This window comes from Superficieibacter sp., assembly GCF_032071645.1.
GTDB lineage: Bacteria > Pseudomonadota > Gammaproteobacteria > Enterobacterales > Enterobacteriaceae > Superficieibacter.
In genome coordinates this window covers 1-16,743 of sequence record NZ_DAMAPU010000008.1, presented here as the reverse complement: position 1 = coordinate 16,743, position 16,743 = coordinate 1, and the positions used below count along the sequence as shown (strand labels likewise).

Genomic DNA, 16,743 nt, shown 5'->3' with positions numbered 1-16,743 from the left:
CCTAACCATTTATAATAAAACAGTTAAAAGTGATTAATAAAGAATTTATATATATAAGGACAGCATTATGCGTCCGTCATTTTAAATCAATGCATTAAGAATACAACGCCCAATTTATTACGCCTGGCTGTATCAGTCAGGCGTAATAATCTATTTAATGAATGTATATAGGTTTATTATTTTTGACGCAAATGTAAATCAATCGGTGTTTTACTTGGCTCGCCGCCAATTTCGCGCGCCAGTTTTGGCACCATATAACCGGAAATAAGCGTTAGCAGCTCGCGCATAATCGTTCGCGCTTCATCATCGCTGACCATAAAATGCGCCGCGCCCTGGACTTTATCCAGCACGTGCAGATAGTAAGGCATCACCCCGGCATCAAAGAGCGCGTTGCTCAGCGCCGCCAGCGTTTTAGCGTTATCATTCACGCCGCGCAGGAGTACGCTCTGATTGAGCAGCGTCACGCCTGCCTGGCGCAATTTCGTCATGGCATGACGAAACGCAGCGTCGATCTCTCTCGCATGGTTAATATGATTCACCAGCAAAATTTGCAGCGGCGAACTGGCGAAGCGCGCTGCCAGCGTATCGGTGATGCGCGCGGGGATAACAACCGGCAGGCGGCTGTGAATGCGCAGGCGTTTGATGTGCGGAATGGCTTCCAGCCCGGCGAGCAGCCAGTCCAGCTCATGATCTTTCGCCATCAGCGGATCGCCGCCTGAAAAGATAATTTCATCCAGTTCCGGGTGGGCAGCAATATAGTCAAGCGCGTTCTGCCAGTTACGTTTATTGCCCTGGTTATCGGCATACGGGAAGTGGCGGCGGAAGCAGTAGCGGCAGTTTACCGCGCAGCCGCCCTTCACCAGCAGCAGGGCGCGATTCTGGTACTTATGCAGTAAACCGGGGACCACGCTGTGCTGTTCATCGAGCGGATCGGTGCTAAAACCCGGCGTGACGATAAATTCATCGGGTGTAGTAACGACCTGACGCAGCAGCGGATCGTGCGGGTTTCCTTTCTCCATCCGCGCGGCAAACGCACGGGGAACGCGCAGGGCAAACAGACGTTTTGCATCAATGCCTGCGAGCAGGGCGGCATCTGCGTCTACATTTAGAAGACGCAGGAGTTCAGAGGGATCGGTAATAACATCGGCAAGTTGCGTTAACCAATCTTCTCTGGACGGGGTATTTAGGGTTACAATATGCGCCATTTTGTGGCTTAGCTACCATTTAACAATTTCAGAGGGCCTTATGGCAACGTACTATAGCAACGATTTTCGTGCTGGTCTTAAAATCATGTTGGACGGCGAACCTTACGCGGTTGAATCCAGTGAATTCGTGAAACCCGGCAAAGGCCAGGCATTCGCACGCGTTAAGCTGCGCCGCCTGCTGACCGGCTCCCGCCTGGAAAAAACCTTTAAATCGACCGACTCCGCTGAAGGCGCAGACGTTGTAGATATGAACCTGACTTACCTGTACAACGACGGTGAGTTCTGGCACTTCATGAACAACGAAACGTTTGAACAGCTTTCCGCTGACGCAAAAGCAATCGGCGACAGCGAAAAATGGCTGCTGGACCAGGCTGAATGCATCGTTACCCTATGGAATGGTCAGCCGATCTCCGTGACTCCGCCGAACTTCGTTGAACTGGAAATCGTTGATACCGATCCAGGTCTGAAAGGCGACACCGCAGGCACCGGCGGCAAACCTGCCACCCTGTCTACCGGCGCAGTGGTTAAAGTACCGCTGTTCGTCCAGGTCGGTGAAGTGATCAAAGTTGATACCCGTTCCGGCGAATACGTTTCTCGCGTAAAATAATGCCGCTGAAGCCCGCCAGCGCTGGCGGGCTAAGCCTCTGGCGCAGCACCTGATTGCGCCTTATACCGCTTCGCTTCTTCACATACTCCTAAAAATTCTTCCGCCGCCGCCATTTTCCAGGATTTTGTCTATGCTTAAGTTGCTATACACAAATAACACTGGTGAATAAAGGAAGAACTTATGATTAAGAAAACAATTGCTGCGATCTTTTCAGTGCTGGTGCTTTCTTCAGTATTAACCGCCTGTAACACCACCCGTGGGGTAGGCGAAGACATTTCTGACGGCGGCAGCGCGATCTCTGGCGCAGCAACCAAAGCTCAGCAGTAAGATATTCAGCGCTTAACGCCATACGGTACGGCTTTACGGTCGTACCGTTATGACGTCTGCGCGGTGATGCGCTCGCCGGAGGAGAGAAAAGGTGAGAATCGATTATCCATCCTCAGCTTCAGGCGAATATTCCGCTTATAGGTGTACACCGTTTTCCCGCTAATGCTCAGCATTCTGGCAATCAATGGATTGCTCATCCCTTCCAGCCATAAAGACAGCACTTTCTCTTCCTGACGCGTCAGCAGCGGGCTTATCGTATGGGTATAGTTAAGCCACGGGCGTGAATTTAAGGCATTCTCAATCATATTGGTAATATGCTGGAGCTGGGTTTTTTTGGACAGCGTCACCAGCACCGCTTCATGATGGGTGTAGTTACGCATTGGCCGGTACTGAAGCAAAATAACCTGACTGCGTTGTCCACAGGCGGCAAATATGGCCGCAATCAAATTTGCCTGCGTAGGATCGTCCTGAAAACCGCTGAAATCAGCGATGACCAGACTGGGCTGCCAGTGTTCAATATGCTCTTTGGCTAAAAAAAGACTATTAAGACTGGTCACCATCACCGGGGAGGTAAAATAGTCGCTGCGGGCAAGCCATGTCTCAAGACCGTGACGACTAAACTGGCAGCGGTCAATTATCAGGATTTTATACATACGGTTTTCATAATTAATGGAGAGCGAGACAGTCGCCCTTCAACGGCAATAACATCATAATGAAGCCTGGCTTAAGATGAAGCTGAGATTTGCGCTGATAAATAGAGCTATTTCTAAGAATAAAACTTAAGCGAAATTATTGAGTTTTCATTTGTACTGGCTAAAATATATTTTCAACTGGCCTTGCGGGACGACCCGTAAGCGCATCTCACAATGGGGACGGCCCCGCACTGGAGCCTTATATGTCCTGGTTAATTCTTGTTATTGCAGGTCTTCTTGAAGTGGTCTGGGCCATTGGTCTGAAATATACCCACGGCTTTAGCCGCCTGACACCAGGCATTATCACCCTTACGGCGATGGCATTTAGCTTTGCGTTACTGGCATGGGCGATGAAAACGCTGCCCGTCGGTACTGCGTATGCGGTATGGACCGGGATTGGCGCGGTCGGTGCCGCGATTACGGGGATCGTGCTTTTTGGCGAATCGGCCAACCCGGCGCGGATCGTCAGTCTGCTGCTGATCGTTGCCGGTATTATTGGCCTGAAACTCAGCACCCATTAATGCGGCTGATCGACCCAGATGAGCTTCTCAACCGCAAAGCCCTGCCGGGTCGCGGTGTCCAGCATCTGCTGTTTCATTTCTTTCGAAATGGTTGGCGTGCGGGAAAGTATCCACAAATAGTCGCGATCCGGCCCGCAAACCAGCGCGTGTTTATATTCTTTATCCAGCGCAATGATGTTATATCCGCCATAGAAGGGACCGAAGAAAGAGACCTTCAGCGCGGCCCGGCTCGGATCGCCGGTGAAATACGCTTTGCCGACCGACTGCTGCCACATGCCGCGATCCGGGTTATAACCCCGGTTGATGACCCGCAGGCCGCCGTCATCGCGCAGGCTGTACGTCGCGGTGACACGTTCCAGTCCACGCTCAAAACGGTGATCGAAACGGGCAATTTCATACCACGTTCCCAGATAGCGCTGGGTATTGAAATTATTAATGACGGTTACGCCGGGAGGAGGCGTGGGGGTACTACAGGCGACCAGCAAAAACGCAGCGGCAGCGGTAGCAACAAACGGCAGCAGACGCAGGGTACGCATGGTATTTTCCTTGCAGGTTTTTAAGCTAAGTGTAGAACCCGCCGGGAAAATTGCCGTACCGTAATAAAAAAATAGCCCTGCCACGCGCAGGCGGCAGGGCTGATGGATTACAGGAAAATGACGCCGACCAGCGCGACGACGGATAAGATCGCCGCCAGGCCGTAAAAGACCCATTTTCCGTTAGGGACGTGGATTTTCAGATCGTGCATCATGTGATGAATACGGTGCAGACCACACCACAGCGGCAAGACGATCATCAGGAAAATAAACGCGCGGCCAATCAGACTTTGGGCAAAGCCCAGCACGCGGCTGTAGCTGAGTGCATCATCGGGATAGAAACCGAGCGGCAGCATCAGGCCCACCAGCAGGATCATCACTGGTGCAACAACCGCGCACCACATACCGCCTGCGCCAAACAGTCCCCAGAATACCGGTTCGTCAGAGCGTTTTGGACTGGAATGAATCACGGGAGTCTCCTTACCAGAACAGGGCTACAAATAAAATCACCACGGTGACGATTGCCGTCACCACCCACAGCCCCGTAATCACCGGACCGGACCCCAGCTTTTCATCTTTAACGATGACAGTGGCCGCTTTAGGTGCCAGCTCAAACCAGGTTTTGGTATGCAGCAGCGCCGCCGCCAGGGCAATCAGGTTGAGGATCAACACCACCGGATTTTGCAGGAACCCGACAAAGCCTGCCCAGCTTTCCGGGCCGTGTTTCAGCGCGAACAGGCCGAAAATAAGCTCAATGCTGAACCACACCGCCATGATCGCCGTACCTTCACGCAGCATGTAGAAGCGATAAAACGGCAGGCTTTTCCACCAGCTCGTCGGCATGGGCCGAACGTAGGGTTTGCGTTTAGTCGTCATAATGCACTCCTTAGCGGGGTTTCAGGGTAGCGATAAGAAAGTCTTTCGAACTTTCAACTTTACCCTGCTGAATAGCGGCAGCCGGATCGACGTGTTTCGGGCACACCTCGGAGCAATAGCCAACAAACGTACAGGTCCACACGCCGTTTTGCCCGTTAAGCTGCGCCATACGTTCTTTCTTGCCGTGGTCGCGGCTGTCCTGGTTATAGCGATGGGCGAGGGTGATGGCAGCGGGGCCGATAAACTCTGGATTAAGGCCAAACTGCGGGCAGGCGGCGTAGCACAGGCCGCAGTTGATGCAGCCGGAGAACTGGTGATACTTCGCCATCTGCGCAGGCGTTTGTTTATTTGGCCCCTGATCCGGCGTGCGGGCATTGCCGATAATGTACGGCTTGATCGCTTCCAGACTCTCGATAAAGTGCGTCATATCAACCACCAGATCGCGCTCAATCGGGAAGTTAGCCAGCGCTTCAACCTTGATACCTTTGGTGTACTCACGCAGGAAGGTTTTGCAGGCCAGCTTCGGCACCTTATTGACCATCATGCCGCAGGAACCGCAAATCGCCATCCGGCAGGACCAGCGGTAGCTCAGATCCGGCGCGAGGTTGTCTTTGATATAGCCCAGTGCGTCGAGCAACGAGGTCTGTTCATCCCAGGGGACGTCATAGAAAGCGCTGTGCGGTGCAGCATCCACTTCCGGGTTGTAACGCACCACCTCCACTTTCATTGTTTGCATCTCAGCCATGCGTAGTCTCCTTTTTATCAGCGGCTTCCGACTCGCCACCGTAAACGCGTTTCGCAGGTGGCAGGGTGGTGATCTTCACATCGCTGTAGTCCAGGCGCGTGGTGCCGTCTGCATCACGAAATGCGAGGGTGTGTTTGAGGAAGTTCACGTCATCACGTTCGGTGCAGCCTTCGTCCAGACGCTGATGCGCGCCGCGTGACTCTTTGCGCGCCAGCGCGGAGTGCGCCATGCATTCGGCCACGTTCAGGCCGTGACCGAGTTCGATGGTATAAAGCAGGTCGGTATTGAAGACGCTGGAGGTATCGGTGATGCGCACGCGTTTAAAGCGCTCCTGAAGCTCCGCCAGCTTATCGACGGTTTTTTGCATCAGTTCCGGCGTGCGATAAATCCCGCAGCCTTCTTCCATCGACATCCCCATTTCATCGCGGATCTTCGCCCAGTTTTCATTACCTTCCTGATTCACCAGAGTTTTCAATCGTTGCTCAACGTCAGCAGCTTGGGCATTCAGCGCCGCGTCGTTAGCGGTGCTTGCGGAGGCTGCGCGTGTCATGGCCTGCTCACCGGCCAGGCGACCGAACACCACCAGTTCCGCCAGCGAGTTAGAACCGAGGCGGTTTGCGCCGTGCAGACCGACGGAGGAGCATTCACCCACTGCAAACAGACCCTGAATGCGCGATTCACAATTCTGGTCGGTTTCAATCCCGCCCATGGTGTAGTGCGCGGTCGGACGAACCGGGATCGGATCTTTCACCGGATCGACGCCTACGTAGGCTTTGGCCAGCTCGCAAATAAACGGCAGCCGCTCAAGGATTTTTTTCTCGCCGAGGTGGCGCAGATCGAGATACACCACGTCGCCGCGCGGAGTGCTGATGGTGTTACCTTTGCGCCATTCGTGCCAGAACGCCTGGGAAACTTTGTCGCGCGGACCCAGTTCCATATATTTGTTTTTCGGCTCGCCCAACGGCGTTTCCGGCCCCATGCCGTAATCCTGAAGATAGCGATAGCCGTCTTTATTGACCAGAATTCCGCCTTCGCCTCGGCAGCCTTCCGTCATCAGAATGCCAGAACCGGGCAGGCCGGTTGGGTGATACTGAACGAATTCCATATCCCGCAGCGGCACGCCGTGGTCGAGCGCCATCCCCATGCCGTCACCTGTGACGATACCGCCGTTGGTGTTGTAGCGATAAACGCGGCCCGCGCCGCCGGTCGCCATCACCACCGCATTTGCGCGAATTTGCACCAGCGTGCCTTCCATCATATTCATCGCGACCAGGCCGCGCGCGTGACCGTCATCGACCAGCAGATCGAGGACAAAATGTTCGTCAAAGCGCTGGATTTGCGGGAACTGTAGCGAGGTCTGGAAAAGGGTATGCAGCATGTGGAAGCCGGTTTTATCGGCGGCGAACCAGGTGCGCTCGATTTTCATACCGCCAAAGCGCCGCACGTTGACGCTGCCGTCCGGGCGACGACTCCACGGGCAGCCCCATTGCTCAAGCTGGGTCATTTCGGTAGGGCAGTGATGCACGAAATAATCCACGACGTCCTGCTCGCACAACCAGTCGCCACCGGCAACGGTATCGTGGAAGTGATATTCAAAGCTGTCATGATCCTGCGTTACCGCCGCCGATCCGCCTTCGGCGGCAACGGTATGGCTACGCATGGGGTAGACTTTCGAGATCAGTGCGATTTTAGCGTCAGGATTGGCCTGCGCTGCGGCAATCGCAGCACGTAGTCCTGCGCCACCAGCGCCTATGATGGCTATATCGGCTTGAAAAGTATGCACGACGTTCCTCCAGATTATTATTATTTCGCTGCCTTAACGAAAGTGTCGGCAACGAAAACGTATCCACTGCTCCTTTATTGGCAGGAAGTATACCCGTGGCGAAAGAAGGGAAATTTGACGTGTTCGATTTTTTTGCGGATCTGTCGGTTTATTTATTATTTTTATTGATGTATTTAGTTACTTAATTGCTATTGTGAATTTTATCCATCCTTAAACAGCAATTTGCTGCTCAAAATTTGTCTCTGCCAGGGGGAACGAGTAGACTTCGTGCCCTTAGCAAAAAACGGAGACAAAACCATGAGCGAGACGGCAACCTGGCAGCCGAGCGCATCCATTCCTAACCTGTTGAAACGTGCCAAAATCATGACGGAAATCCGTCGTTTTTTTGCCGACCGGGGCGTACTGGAGGTGGAAACTCCCTGCATGAGCCAGGCGACGGTAACGGACATTCACCTGTTCCCGTTTGAAACCCGTTTCGTGGGGCCGGGGCATTCGCAGGGCATGAACCTGTATCTGATGACCAGCCCGGAATACCATATGAAGCGCCTGCTGGCTGCGGGCTGCGGGCCGGTATATCAGCTTTGCCGTAGCTTCCGTAATGAAGAGATGGGCCGCCACCATAACCCGGAATTCACCATGCTGGAGTGGTATCGCCCGCACTACGATATGTACCGCCTGATGAACGAGGTGGACGATCTGCTGCAACAGGTACTGGAATGCCCGGCAGCGGAAACGCTCTCTTATCAGCAGGCGTTTCAGCGCCATCTGGAAATCGATCCGCTGTCTGCGGATAAAACCCAGCTCCGCCAGGCCGCAGCAAAGCTGGATCTCAGTAACATTGCCGATACCGAAGAAGATCGCGATACCCTGCTGCAACTGCTGTTTGCGATGGGCGTCGAACCGCACATTGGTAAAGAGCGCCCGGCGTTTGTTTATCACTTCCCGGCAAGCCAGGCCTCGCTGGCGCAAATCAGCACTGAAGATCACCGCGTAGCGGAGCGTTTTGAGGTCTACTTTAAAGGACTGGAGCTGGCAAACGGCTTCCACGAACTGACCGACGCGCGCGAGCAGCAGCAGCGTTTTGAGCAGGATAACCGCAAACGCGCGGCGCGCGGTCTGCCGCAGCAGCCCATTGATTACAACCTGCTGGAAGCGTTAAAAGCCGGACTGCCCGACTGTTCCGGCGTCGCGCTGGGCGTGGATCGTCTGGTGATGCTGGCGCTGGGCGCGGAAAGCCTCGCCGAAGTGCTGGCGTTCAGCGTTGACCGGGCCTGAGTCTTTCTCCCTTTTCAGCGAGGGAGAAAAGCATGGAAATAAAGCGTTACAACAGTAAAAACTGCCATTCCTCGTTTACATGGGGCATATCCCTGATGTGCCCCATATAGTCACAATAATTGTCTGGTCTTCTGTTACCATCCGCCGCTGCTACGCACCCTCAGGATGGTTTTATGACACAACCCATAAAAAAGATGAGCCTTATCGGGCTGATTTTAATGATATTTACCTCCGTTTTCGGCTTTGCCAATAGTCCTTCAGCGTACTTTTTGATGGGCTACAGCGCCACGCCGTTTTATATCCTTTCCGCCCTGTTTTTCTTCATTCCGTTTGCGCTGATGATGGCGGAAATGGGCGCGGCATACCGCAAAGAAGAGGGCGGAATTTACTCGTGGATGAATAACAGCGTCGGACCACGTTACGCTTTCATCGGCACCTTCATGTGGTTTTCCTCCTACGTGGTCTGGATGGTCAGCACCTCGGCAAAAATCTGGGTGCCGTTTTCCACCTTCCTGTTTGGCGTGGATAAAACCCAGACCTGGTCGCTGGCGGGCCTGAGCGCGACCCAGGCGATTGGCATTCTGGCCGCGTGCTGGATTGTAGTCATCACCGTGGTTGCCTCAAAAGGCATTAATAAAATCGCCCGCGTCACCGCCGTGGGGGGGATTGCGGTGATGTGCCTGAACCTGGTATTGCTGGTCGCCAGTATTGCCATCCTGTGTCTGAACGGCGGACACTTTGTGCAGGAGATCAACTTCGTTTCCTCGCCTAATCCTGATTATCAATCGGGACTGGCGATGCTGTCGTTTGTGGTTTTCGCGATCTTTGCCTATGGTGGAATTGAAGCCGTTGGCGGGCTGGTGGATAAAACCGACAGGCCGGAAAAAAACTTCGCCAGAGGCATCATCCTTGCCGCTATCGTCATTTCCGTGGGCTACGCGCTGGCGATTTTCCTCTGGGGCGTGAGCACCAACTGGCAGCAGGCGCTGAGTGACAAAAACGTCAGCCTCGGCAACATCACCTACGTACTGATGAACAATCTGGGGACGACGCTGGGGCAGGCAATGCAACTGACGCCGGACAGCGCGGTAGCGCTTGGGATCTGGTTTGCGCGCATCACCGGCTTGTCGATGTTCCTTGCCTATACCGGGGCGTTTTTCACGCTCATCTACTCGCCGCTAAAAGCGATTATTCAGGGGACGCCAAAAGCGCTGTGGCCCGCGCCAGTGACCCGCCTTAATGTTCACGGAATGCCTGCCAACGCCATGTGGATGCAGTGCCTGCTGGTATGCCTGTTTATTCTGCTGGTGTCGTTCGGCGGCGATACCGCTTCCGCGTTCTATAACAAACTGACGCTGATGGCGAACGTCTCGATGACGCTGCCCTACCTGTTTCTGACCCTCGCTTTCCCGTTCTTCAAAGCAAAACAGGATCTGGAGCGGCCTTTTGTGATCTTCAAAACCCGCGGCTCAACGCTTCTGGCGACCGTCATGGTGGTGCTGGTGGTGGCGTTTGCGAACGTTTTTACCATCATCCAGCCGGTGATTGAAGCGGATGACTGGAGCCGCGCCCTGTGGATGATCGGCGGTCCGATTTTCTTTTCGCTGCTGGCAACAGGTATTTATGAGAACTATTGCAGCCGGATGCGAAAACAACCGCAGTGGCAGGCGCAATAAAAGCAAGCCCGGCAGGAAGTGCCGGGCTTTTTACTTATAAACTCCCCGCCGGGCGCGATCCTTTGCCTGCCGACGTCAGCGTGCGTCCGGTTTGTCGACCCGATAGCGTCTCCAGCCGCATCTGGAACGGTGGGAACGGCATATCGATACCGTGCTCGCGGAAACCGGCCAGAATCAACTGGTGGATTTCATGGCGCAGCGGCATCCGGTGGCCCATTTCGGCGGCGTAAATACGCAGTTCAAATATCTGAATACCCTGCTGGAGATCGACAAGAAACACTTCCGGCGGCGGGTTGTCGATGACCAGCGAGCAGCGTTGCGATGCGGTCAGCAGGATCTGCGTAACCTCTTCGCTGTTGGCCTCCGACGGCGCGGGAATAGTCAGCACCACGCGGGTAACGGAATCTGACAGCGACCAGTTAATAAACTGCTCGGTGATAAACGCCTTGTTTGGCACGATGATCTCTTTGCGGTCCCAGTCGCTGATGGTGGTGGCGCGGGTGTTGATTTTGGTAATGCTGCCGGTCAAATCGCGAATGGTGACGGTATCGCCGATCCGAATCGGTTTTTCAAACAGGATGATCAGCCCGGAAATAAAGTTGGCGAAAATTTCCTGTAAGCCGAAGCCCAGCCCCAGACCGAGCGCCGCGACCAGCCATTGCAGTTTTGACCACTCAATGCCGATCATCGAGAAGCCCACCAGCCCGCCAATCAGCATCAGCAAATATTTGGTGATGGTGGTGATGGCATAGCCGGTGCCGGGTGCCAGCTCCAGATGCTGTAGCAGCGCCAGCTCCAGCAGCGCGGGCAGGTTACGCACCAGCTGCGTGGTGATGATAAACACCAGAATAGCGATCAGCACCGCGCCGAGGGTAATGGGTTCGATACTCTCCACCCCCTGAAGTGTGGAGGTGACATCCCATAGCGTAATGTTTTCGAGAAAGCCAAAGGCCGAATGAATTTCCGACCACAGGACGATCACCGACAGCAGCGCTATCAGCATCAGAATCGAACGCACCAGCCGCAGCGACTGGGTGCTGATGGCATCCAGATCCAGTTCGCTTTCGTCGATCTCCACCGCGCCCTCAAGGCTGGTGGTATGTGGCGTTTCTTCTTCGCCACGCGCGCGCTGGGCGAGAATTTCAGCACGGCGATGGCGGGCGCGATCAAAGGCCAGACGGCGGCGCTGGATCAGCATCCAGCGGCGGATGATATGGTAAATCACCAGCAGCAGGAACCAGATCGCCACCGACGTTTCCAGTCGTGCCAGCAGCGCCTGCGCAGTCGCCAGATAGCCCACTGCCGCCGCCAGAATCGCGATCAGCGGCGCGCCCATCATCATGTTCCACAACATGCTGTTGACCATATTCTCGCCTTTACCCTCTTTGTCGAGGTACAGCGGAATACCCGCGCGCTTCAGGCTTAATGTAACAATCGCCAGCGCGCCGCAAATCAGCATGAAACACAACCGGCCCAGCGAGGCCGAGAACTCACGGTCGTTCAGATTATCGAACATAATCAGCGCCATAATCAGCGGCACTATCAGCCCGATACTCATCAGGTAATAACGCATGGCGCGCGCTACGCGGTTTTGCGGCCAGCCAAAATGCGCCACGAACAGGCCGTTGGGACGGGCAAAGGTGGCGCAGATCATCACCACCCACAGCAGCGGCACGGTGGCGGTTACGCCGCTGCCGATAGCCACCGCCAGCGGATATAGCCACGCTTCGCGCAGGCCGTAGCCCAGCGTTGCCCACAGTACCGGCAACGGCGAGGCCACCAGAATTGACCAGAATACGGTGCGCAGGGTCAGCCAGAAGTGATCCTGAGTGACTTTGCCGACCCGTGAGGCAGAACGTTCAAGGAAACGGGTAAAGTGCCGCCGCGAATAAACGCTGCATCCCACCAGCACCAGCGCGCCAAACAGCGGCAGCAGCGTCTCTTTGCTGGTCAGCATCATAATGCTGGCTTTGCTTAACTGGCTGACGGTGTCCAGCGAGATAAGACGGCGTAAATCCTGGACAATCTCCAGCGGCCACGAAATCGTTATCGGACTGACATCGGAGGTCCAGAACAGATAGCGGTGGGTGGCCTCGTTGACCTCTTTCAGCGCGTCTTCCAGTTGGCTATTGGTAACTTTAAGCTTGGTTAGTTCCAGAATCAGCGTGTCGCCGCCCTGCAATAGCGAGCCGAGCAGTTCGCGCTGGGTACGCAACTGGGCATCCAGAATACGGGTCTGCTCCGCCGTCAGCGGCTGGCCGTCGGCCTGATGCATTTGCCGAAGCTGGCTCTGCTTATTGAGCAGATCCTCGTAGCGCATCCGGTGAACGCGAAGCTGCGCCATTTCGGTATCAAGCTGCTGCGGCTTGGGCATTTCCGGCAGACGGGCGACCTGCGCACGCAGCGCGTCGCCGAGCATATTGGACATCCCCAGCCACTGCGCCTGCTCGCGCAGCGTATTGAGTGCCTGACGGACCTGAAGCGTTTGATTGGTGCCCTGGCGCTGCTGCGATGCCACCAGATCCATCCGCTGCGCCTGCTGATTCAGCGCCTGGGATAATTCACGGTTAACGGCAAACTGCTTCACAATATCCGGCGGCAGGTTAGCGCTGTTTTCCGCCAGCAGTTCGGTGCTCTCCAGCGCTTTTTCTGCCTCGCGCTGACGCTGGCTGTTCACCTGATTACGCAATAGCTGTAAATACGCATCCAGTTGCTCACTTTGCTTTTGCGCCAGTTCGGAGCGCAGGCGGGAAAGTTCCTGGCGGTTATTCGCGGAGAGCTGCGCCAGCTCCAGTTCATCAACCAGCGCTTTAAGTTTGGCGGACTCCGCCTGTGCGGCAAGGCTTTGCGCCTGACTAAGCGCGGCGTTGCCGTTTTGCGTTCCTGCCCGGCGCTCCACCTCATTAAGCTGGCGGCGAACATCGGTTTGCTGCTGGGGAAGCTGATTCAGCGAGTCGGCGATTTCACGGGCGCGTTCCTGCTCCTGCTGGGCCTCGCGGCTTTTATCCAGCAACTGACTGCTGACCTGAAGAATTTCCTGAGTCAGCGCGTCGGTGGACATGCCCGCGGGCACGTCGCGCGGTTCATCGCGCAGGCTGTTAAGCTGGGCGCGCAGCGTCTGGGAAAGTTTGGGGAAGTTATCGATAACCTGCTGGTACTGCTGCGCGCGCTCAAGGGAGCCTTTTCGCTCCTCAAGCGCGTTAAGTGCAGACTGGAGCGCCTCGACGGCTTCGGGCTGGGCGGGTTTCGCCGCTTTTGCCTGCTCCAGTTCCTGGGTTATCTGTTTGGCGTCGGGGGCCGTCGCTGCGTACGCCCCCATGCTGAGGCACCAGGCCATCAGAAAAGTGATAATCAGGCGCACGGAAAACCCTTTTTGTTGAATTAAATATCGTCTCGCTTATCGTCAACCAGCGGGCTGGCTTCCAGCTCGGCGTTGACTTCTTCTTCCGGCAGCGGCGCAGGTTCAGCAACCGGCTGCACGAAGGCTTCGGTGGAAACTGCCAGCGGCTGGCCGATTTTAGTGACCGACAGGCTGTGCAGTTGCTCTGCCAGATCGACTTTACCCGGCGCAAACAGATTGATAACCGTCGAGCCGAGCTTAAAGCGGCCCATTTCCTGACCTTTCAGCAGCGCCACGGAGCCTTCACTCTCGCCTTCAGGCCAGGTCCAGCGCTTAATAATGCCTTCACGTGGCGGCGTAATGGTACCTGCCCAGATGGTTTCGATGCTGCCGACAATCGTCGCGCCGACCAGAATCTGCACCATCGGGCCAAATTCGGTATCAAAAAGGCAGATAACACGTTCGTTACGGGCGAAAAGATTCGGCACGTTCTGCGCGGTTAAGTGGTTCACGGAGAACAGATCGCCCGGCACGTAAATCATTTCGCGCAGAATGCCGTTGCATGGCATATGTACGCGGTGATAATCGCGCGGCGAAAGATAAGTGGTGACAAACGAGCCGTTGCGGAACTGGTCCGCCATGTGGTAGTTCCCCGCCAGAAGCGCTTCCAGCGAATAGTTATGGCCTTTCGCCTGCAAAATTTTATCGTTTTCAATTTTACCCAGCTGGCTGATCACGCCATCGGCAGGCATCACCAGCACGTTGGGATCGGTATTCAGCGGGCGAACTTCATCACGCAGCGGGCGGACAAAGAAATCGTTAAAGGTGCGGTAGCTGGCGGTATCGGGTTTTTGCGCCTCTTTCATATCGACTTTGTAATACCTGACAAACAGATCGATGACCAGCTTCGTCAGCCAGCCCGCGCGTTTGCTCGCGCCCCAGCCCGCCAGGCGAGTGAGCCACAGTTTCGGCAGAATGTATTGCAGCGAAAGTTTAAGATCGTTTAACACGATAGCCTCCAGGCCTTTGTTTTGTCGTTCCTGTCCCCGCGTGATGCGCGGATACATGAAAAAAGGGGGACGATTTTAGCGATGCTAAGCATAAATGTCAGTTATCGGTTTCAGAAAAGTTTTTACGCGTTTTTACCTGCGCCATGCTTTCCAGAATACGGTGATAATTTTCAAAGCGGCTCTCCGCGATTTTCCCGTTACCCACTGCTTCGCGAATAGCGCAGCCTGGATCGGTGTCGTGCTTGCAATCACGGTATTTGCACAGACCTAAGTAATCGTGGAATTCGACAAAGCCCTGGGTGATTTGTTCCGGCTCAAGATGCCACAGGCCGAACTCGCGCACGCCAGGGGAGTCGATAACGTCGCCGCCGTGCGGAAAGTGATACAGGCGTGCGGCGGTGGTGGTGTGCTGACCCAACCCGGAGTTATCAGACACGTCATTTGTCAGAATTTCTTGTTGCAGGCCCAGCAGCGCATTCAGCAGGCTGGATTTGCCCACCCCCGACTGACCGGCAAAAATGCTGATGCGGTCGGTTAACGCTTCTTCCAGCGGTTTCAGACCATCCTGGGTATGGCTGGATACCATCAGTACGCGATAACCAATGCCACGGTAGATATCCATCTGCTCATTCACGAAATCCATGCCTTCACCATCAAGCAGATCGATTTTGTTCAGCACGATGATCGGCTCAACGTCCAGCGTTTCACAGGCGACAAGATAGCGATCGATAATGTTAAGTGATAATTCTGGCAGGATCGCCGAGACGATCACGATCTGATCGATATTGGCGGCGATGGGCTTCACGCCGTCGTAGAAATCCGGGCGCGTCAGTACCGAGGTGCGCTCGTGTACCGCTTCGACAATGCCTTTTACATTAACGCCTTCTGCGGCTTCTTTACCCGGACGCCAGACCACGCGGTCACCGGTGACCAGGGAACGGATCGTGCGCCGAATGTTGCAGCGGTGCGTTTCACCGTCGGTGGATTCAACGTCAACATGCATCCCAAAGCGGCTGATGACGATGCCTTCAGACGGCTCGCCGAACAGATTGTCATCGTAGTCGGGCTTCTCCGAAGTCGTATCAAGACGGCGCTGATGGTTCGCTTTTACGCGGCGCTGTTGACCTTTGGAGAGTTTATTTTTGCTCAATCGTGCTGACTCCTGGTCGCCCATAACGGGCAAAACCTCTATGATACACGCTATTGTAGATGAATATAGTCACACTGAACGTGACGCGAGAAGGGTGGAAAATAGCATGAGTGCAAATGAAAACAACCTGATTTGGATCGATCTGGAGATGACGGGGCTGGATCCCGAGCGCGATCGTATTATTGAAATCGCCACCCTGGTGACCGACGCGAACCTGAATGTGCTGGCAGAAGGCCCGACCATTGCCGTTCACCAGTCCGATGCGCAACTGGCGCTGATGGATGACTGGAACGTGCGCACCCACACCGGCAGCGGGCTGGTGGCGCGAGTTAAGGCCAGCCAGATTGACGACCGCGCCGCTGAGCTCGCCACGATCGAATTTTTGCAGCAGTGGGTTCCGGCAGGAAAATCACCGATCTGCGGTAACAGCATCGGCCAGGATCGCCGCTTTCTGTTCAAATATATGCCGGAACTGGAAGCTTATTTCCATTACCGCTATCTGGATGTCAGCACCCTGAAAGAGCTGGCGCGTCGCTGGAAGCCGGAAATTCTCGACGGCTTTAAGAAAACGGGCACCCATCAGGCGATGGACGATATCCGTGAATCGGTGGCGGAACTGGCCTACTACCGCGAGCATTTTATTCAGCTTTAAACCTGGTGGGGCGGCGGTGCCGTCGCCCCGATACGCTTGCGCCGACGGGGATTTGTCGCTAAATTACCCACTTTGCTGATAAAATCAGCATTCAGGCGGAAAAGATAAAAAATTGCGGTTGTGGGGCTTGCAGCAAAAAGGAATTCTCGTATAATGCGCCTCCCGTACCGATGCAGAAATTGCAATGTTACGCAGAGCGGGAATAGCTCAGTTGGTAGAGCACGACCTTGCCAAGGTCGGGGTCGCGAGTTCGAGTCTCGTTTCCCGCTCCAAAATTTAATGAAGTACACCACCCAAGCGGGAATAGCTCAGTTGGTAGAGCACGACCTTGCCAAGGTCGGGGTCGCGAGT

The 16,743-nt window shown here is 54.9% G+C and carries 16 protein-coding genes and 1 tRNA gene; 7 read left to right on the top strand and 10 right to left on the bottom strand.

Annotated elements, in window-relative coordinates:
* Positions 1-176 precede the first annotated feature (176 nt).
* On the bottom strand, positions 177-1,205 hold the full coding sequence (gene epmB, locus RT197_RS15155; protein ID WP_312951982.1) for an EF-P beta-lysylation protein EpmB: 1,029 nt from the start codon (positions 1,203-1,205) through the stop codon (positions 177-179).
* 40 nt (positions 1,206-1,245) lie between these two features.
* On the opposite strand from epmB, the gene efp reads away from it, so the two are divergent.
* Together efp and ecnB are read left to right on the top strand one after the other, a co-directional pair.
* Positions 1,246-1,812: an elongation factor P gene (efp, locus tag RT197_RS15150; protein ID WP_312951980.1), complete on the top strand. Its 567-nt coding sequence runs from the start codon at positions 1,246-1,248 to the stop codon at positions 1,810-1,812.
* 180 nt (positions 1,813-1,992) lie between these two features.
* Positions 1,993-2,139, top strand: a complete 147-nt coding sequence (ecnB, locus tag RT197_RS15145) for a lipoprotein toxin entericidin B (RefSeq protein WP_271283325.1) — start codon at positions 1,993-1,995, stop codon at positions 2,137-2,139.
* A gap of 47 nt (positions 2,140-2,186) precedes the next feature.
* On the opposite strand, the gene RT197_RS15140 is transcribed toward ecnB, so the two are convergent.
* Entirely contained in the window at positions 2,187-2,792 is a 606-nt protein-coding gene (locus tag RT197_RS15140; protein WP_312951975.1) for a LuxR C-terminal-related transcriptional regulator, read from the bottom strand.
* A gap of 242 nt (positions 2,793-3,034) precedes the next feature.
* On the opposite strand from RT197_RS15140, the gene sugE reads away from it, so the two are divergent.
* On the top strand, positions 3,035-3,352 hold the full coding sequence (gene sugE / locus RT197_RS15135) for a quaternary ammonium compound efflux SMR transporter SugE (RefSeq protein ID WP_312951974.1): 318 nt from the start codon (positions 3,035-3,037) through the stop codon (positions 3,350-3,352).
* Here the strand turns inward: sugE and RT197_RS15130 are convergent.
* The 5 genes from RT197_RS15130 to frdA all read right to left on the bottom strand — a co-directional run bounded on the left by RT197_RS15130 (position 3,349) and on the right by frdA (position 7,289).
* Entirely contained in the window at positions 3,349-3,879 is a 531-nt protein-coding gene (locus RT197_RS15130) for a lipocalin family protein (protein WP_312952110.1), read from the bottom strand. The two genes, sugE and RT197_RS15130, sit on opposite strands and share 4 nt — an antisense overlap.
* Before the next feature lie 116 nt (positions 3,880-3,995).
* Positions 3,996-4,355: a fumarate reductase subunit FrdD gene (frdD, locus tag RT197_RS15125; protein ID WP_312951972.1), complete on the bottom strand. Its 360-nt coding sequence runs from the start codon at positions 4,353-4,355 to the stop codon at positions 3,996-3,998.
* A gap of 10 nt (positions 4,356-4,365) precedes the next feature.
* The gene (gene frdC / locus RT197_RS15120; RefSeq protein ID WP_312951971.1) at positions 4,366-4,761 is read right to left on the bottom strand and encodes a fumarate reductase subunit FrdC; all 396 of its coding nucleotides are present in this window, start codon (positions 4,759-4,761) and stop codon (positions 4,366-4,368) included.
* Positions 4,762-4,771: 10 nt separating this feature from the next.
* A complete protein-coding gene (locus RT197_RS15115; RefSeq protein ID WP_312951970.1) occupies positions 4,772-5,506 on the bottom strand; it encodes a succinate dehydrogenase/fumarate reductase iron-sulfur subunit in 735 nt (244 codons plus the stop codon).
* Positions 5,499-7,289, bottom strand: a complete 1,791-nt coding sequence (gene frdA / locus RT197_RS15110; RefSeq protein WP_312951968.1) for a fumarate reductase (quinol) flavoprotein subunit — start codon at positions 7,287-7,289, stop codon at positions 5,499-5,501. Before frdA ends, RT197_RS15115 begins: the two co-directional genes overlap by 8 nt.
* Positions 7,290-7,586: 297 nt before the next feature.
* Between frdA and epmA the strand changes: the two genes are divergently transcribed.
* Together epmA and yjeM are read left to right on the top strand one after the other, a co-directional pair.
* Entirely contained in the window at positions 7,587-8,564 is a 978-nt protein-coding gene (gene epmA / locus RT197_RS15105) for an elongation factor P--(R)-beta-lysine ligase (RefSeq protein ID WP_312951966.1), read from the top strand.
* A gap of 173 nt (positions 8,565-8,737) precedes the next feature.
* The gene (gene yjeM / locus RT197_RS15100) at positions 8,738-10,240 is read left to right on the top strand and encodes a glutamate/gamma-aminobutyrate family transporter YjeM (RefSeq protein ID WP_312951964.1); all 1,503 of its coding nucleotides are present in this window, start codon (positions 8,738-8,740) and stop codon (positions 10,238-10,240) included.
* A gap of 34 nt (positions 10,241-10,274) precedes the next feature.
* On the opposite strand, the gene mscM is transcribed toward yjeM, so the two are convergent.
* The 3 genes from mscM to rsgA all read right to left on the bottom strand — a co-directional run bounded on the left by mscM (position 10,275) and on the right by rsgA (position 15,740).
* On the bottom strand, positions 10,275-13,601 hold the full coding sequence (gene mscM / locus RT197_RS15095; RefSeq protein ID WP_312951962.1) for a miniconductance mechanosensitive channel MscM: 3,327 nt from the start codon (positions 13,599-13,601) through the stop codon (positions 10,275-10,277).
* Between the two features lie 20 nt (positions 13,602-13,621).
* Entirely contained in the window at positions 13,622-14,590 is a 969-nt protein-coding gene (gene asd, locus RT197_RS15090; protein WP_312951960.1) for an archaetidylserine decarboxylase, read from the bottom strand.
* Between the two features lie 97 nt (positions 14,591-14,687).
* Positions 14,688-15,740, bottom strand: coding sequence for a small ribosomal subunit biogenesis GTPase RsgA (gene rsgA, locus RT197_RS15085; RefSeq protein WP_312951958.1), 1,053 nt, complete (start codon positions 15,738-15,740; stop codon positions 14,688-14,690).
* 106 nt (positions 15,741-15,846) lie between these two features.
* On the opposite strand from rsgA, the gene orn reads away from it, so the two are divergent.
* Positions 15,847-16,392: an oligoribonuclease gene (orn, locus tag RT197_RS15080; RefSeq protein WP_312951957.1), complete on the top strand. Its 546-nt coding sequence runs from the start codon at positions 15,847-15,849 to the stop codon at positions 16,390-16,392.
* Positions 16,393-16,588: 196 nt separating this feature from the next.
* Positions 16,589-16,664 (top strand) — tRNA-Gly (locus tag RT197_RS15075).
* The last annotated feature ends 79 nt before the right edge of the window (positions 16,665-16,743 follow it).

Bases quoted from the DNA above. Each gene is read 5' to 3' on its own strand.
- epmB (WP_312951982.1), bottom strand. From the start codon at position 1,205: ATGGCGCATATTGTAACCCTAAATACCCCGTCCAGAGAAGATTGGTTA.
- efp (WP_312951980.1), top strand. From the start codon at position 1,246: ATGGCAACGTACTATAGCAACGATTTTCGTGCTGGTCTTAAAATCATG.
- ecnB (WP_271283325.1), top strand. From the start codon at position 1,993: ATGATTAAGAAAACAATTGCTGCGATCTTTTCAGTGCTGGTGCTTTCT.
- RT197_RS15140 (WP_312951975.1), bottom strand. From the start codon at position 2,792: ATGTATAAAATCCTGATAATTGACCGCTGCCAGTTTAGTCGTCACGGT.
- sugE (WP_312951974.1), top strand. From the start codon at position 3,035: ATGTCCTGGTTAATTCTTGTTATTGCAGGTCTTCTTGAAGTGGTCTGG.
- frdC (WP_312951971.1), bottom strand. From the start codon at position 4,761: ATGACGACTAAACGCAAACCCTACGTTCGGCCCATGCCGACGAGCTGG.
- RT197_RS15115 (WP_312951970.1), bottom strand. From the start codon at position 5,506: ATGGCTGAGATGCAAACAATGAAAGTGGAGGTGGTGCGTTACAACCCG.
- epmA (WP_312951966.1), top strand. From the start codon at position 7,587: ATGAGCGAGACGGCAACCTGGCAGCCGAGCGCATCCATTCCTAACCTG.
- yjeM (WP_312951964.1), top strand. From the start codon at position 8,738: ATGACACAACCCATAAAAAAGATGAGCCTTATCGGGCTGATTTTAATG.
- orn (WP_312951957.1), top strand. From the start codon at position 15,847: ATGAGTGCAAATGAAAACAACCTGATTTGGATCGATCTGGAGATGACG.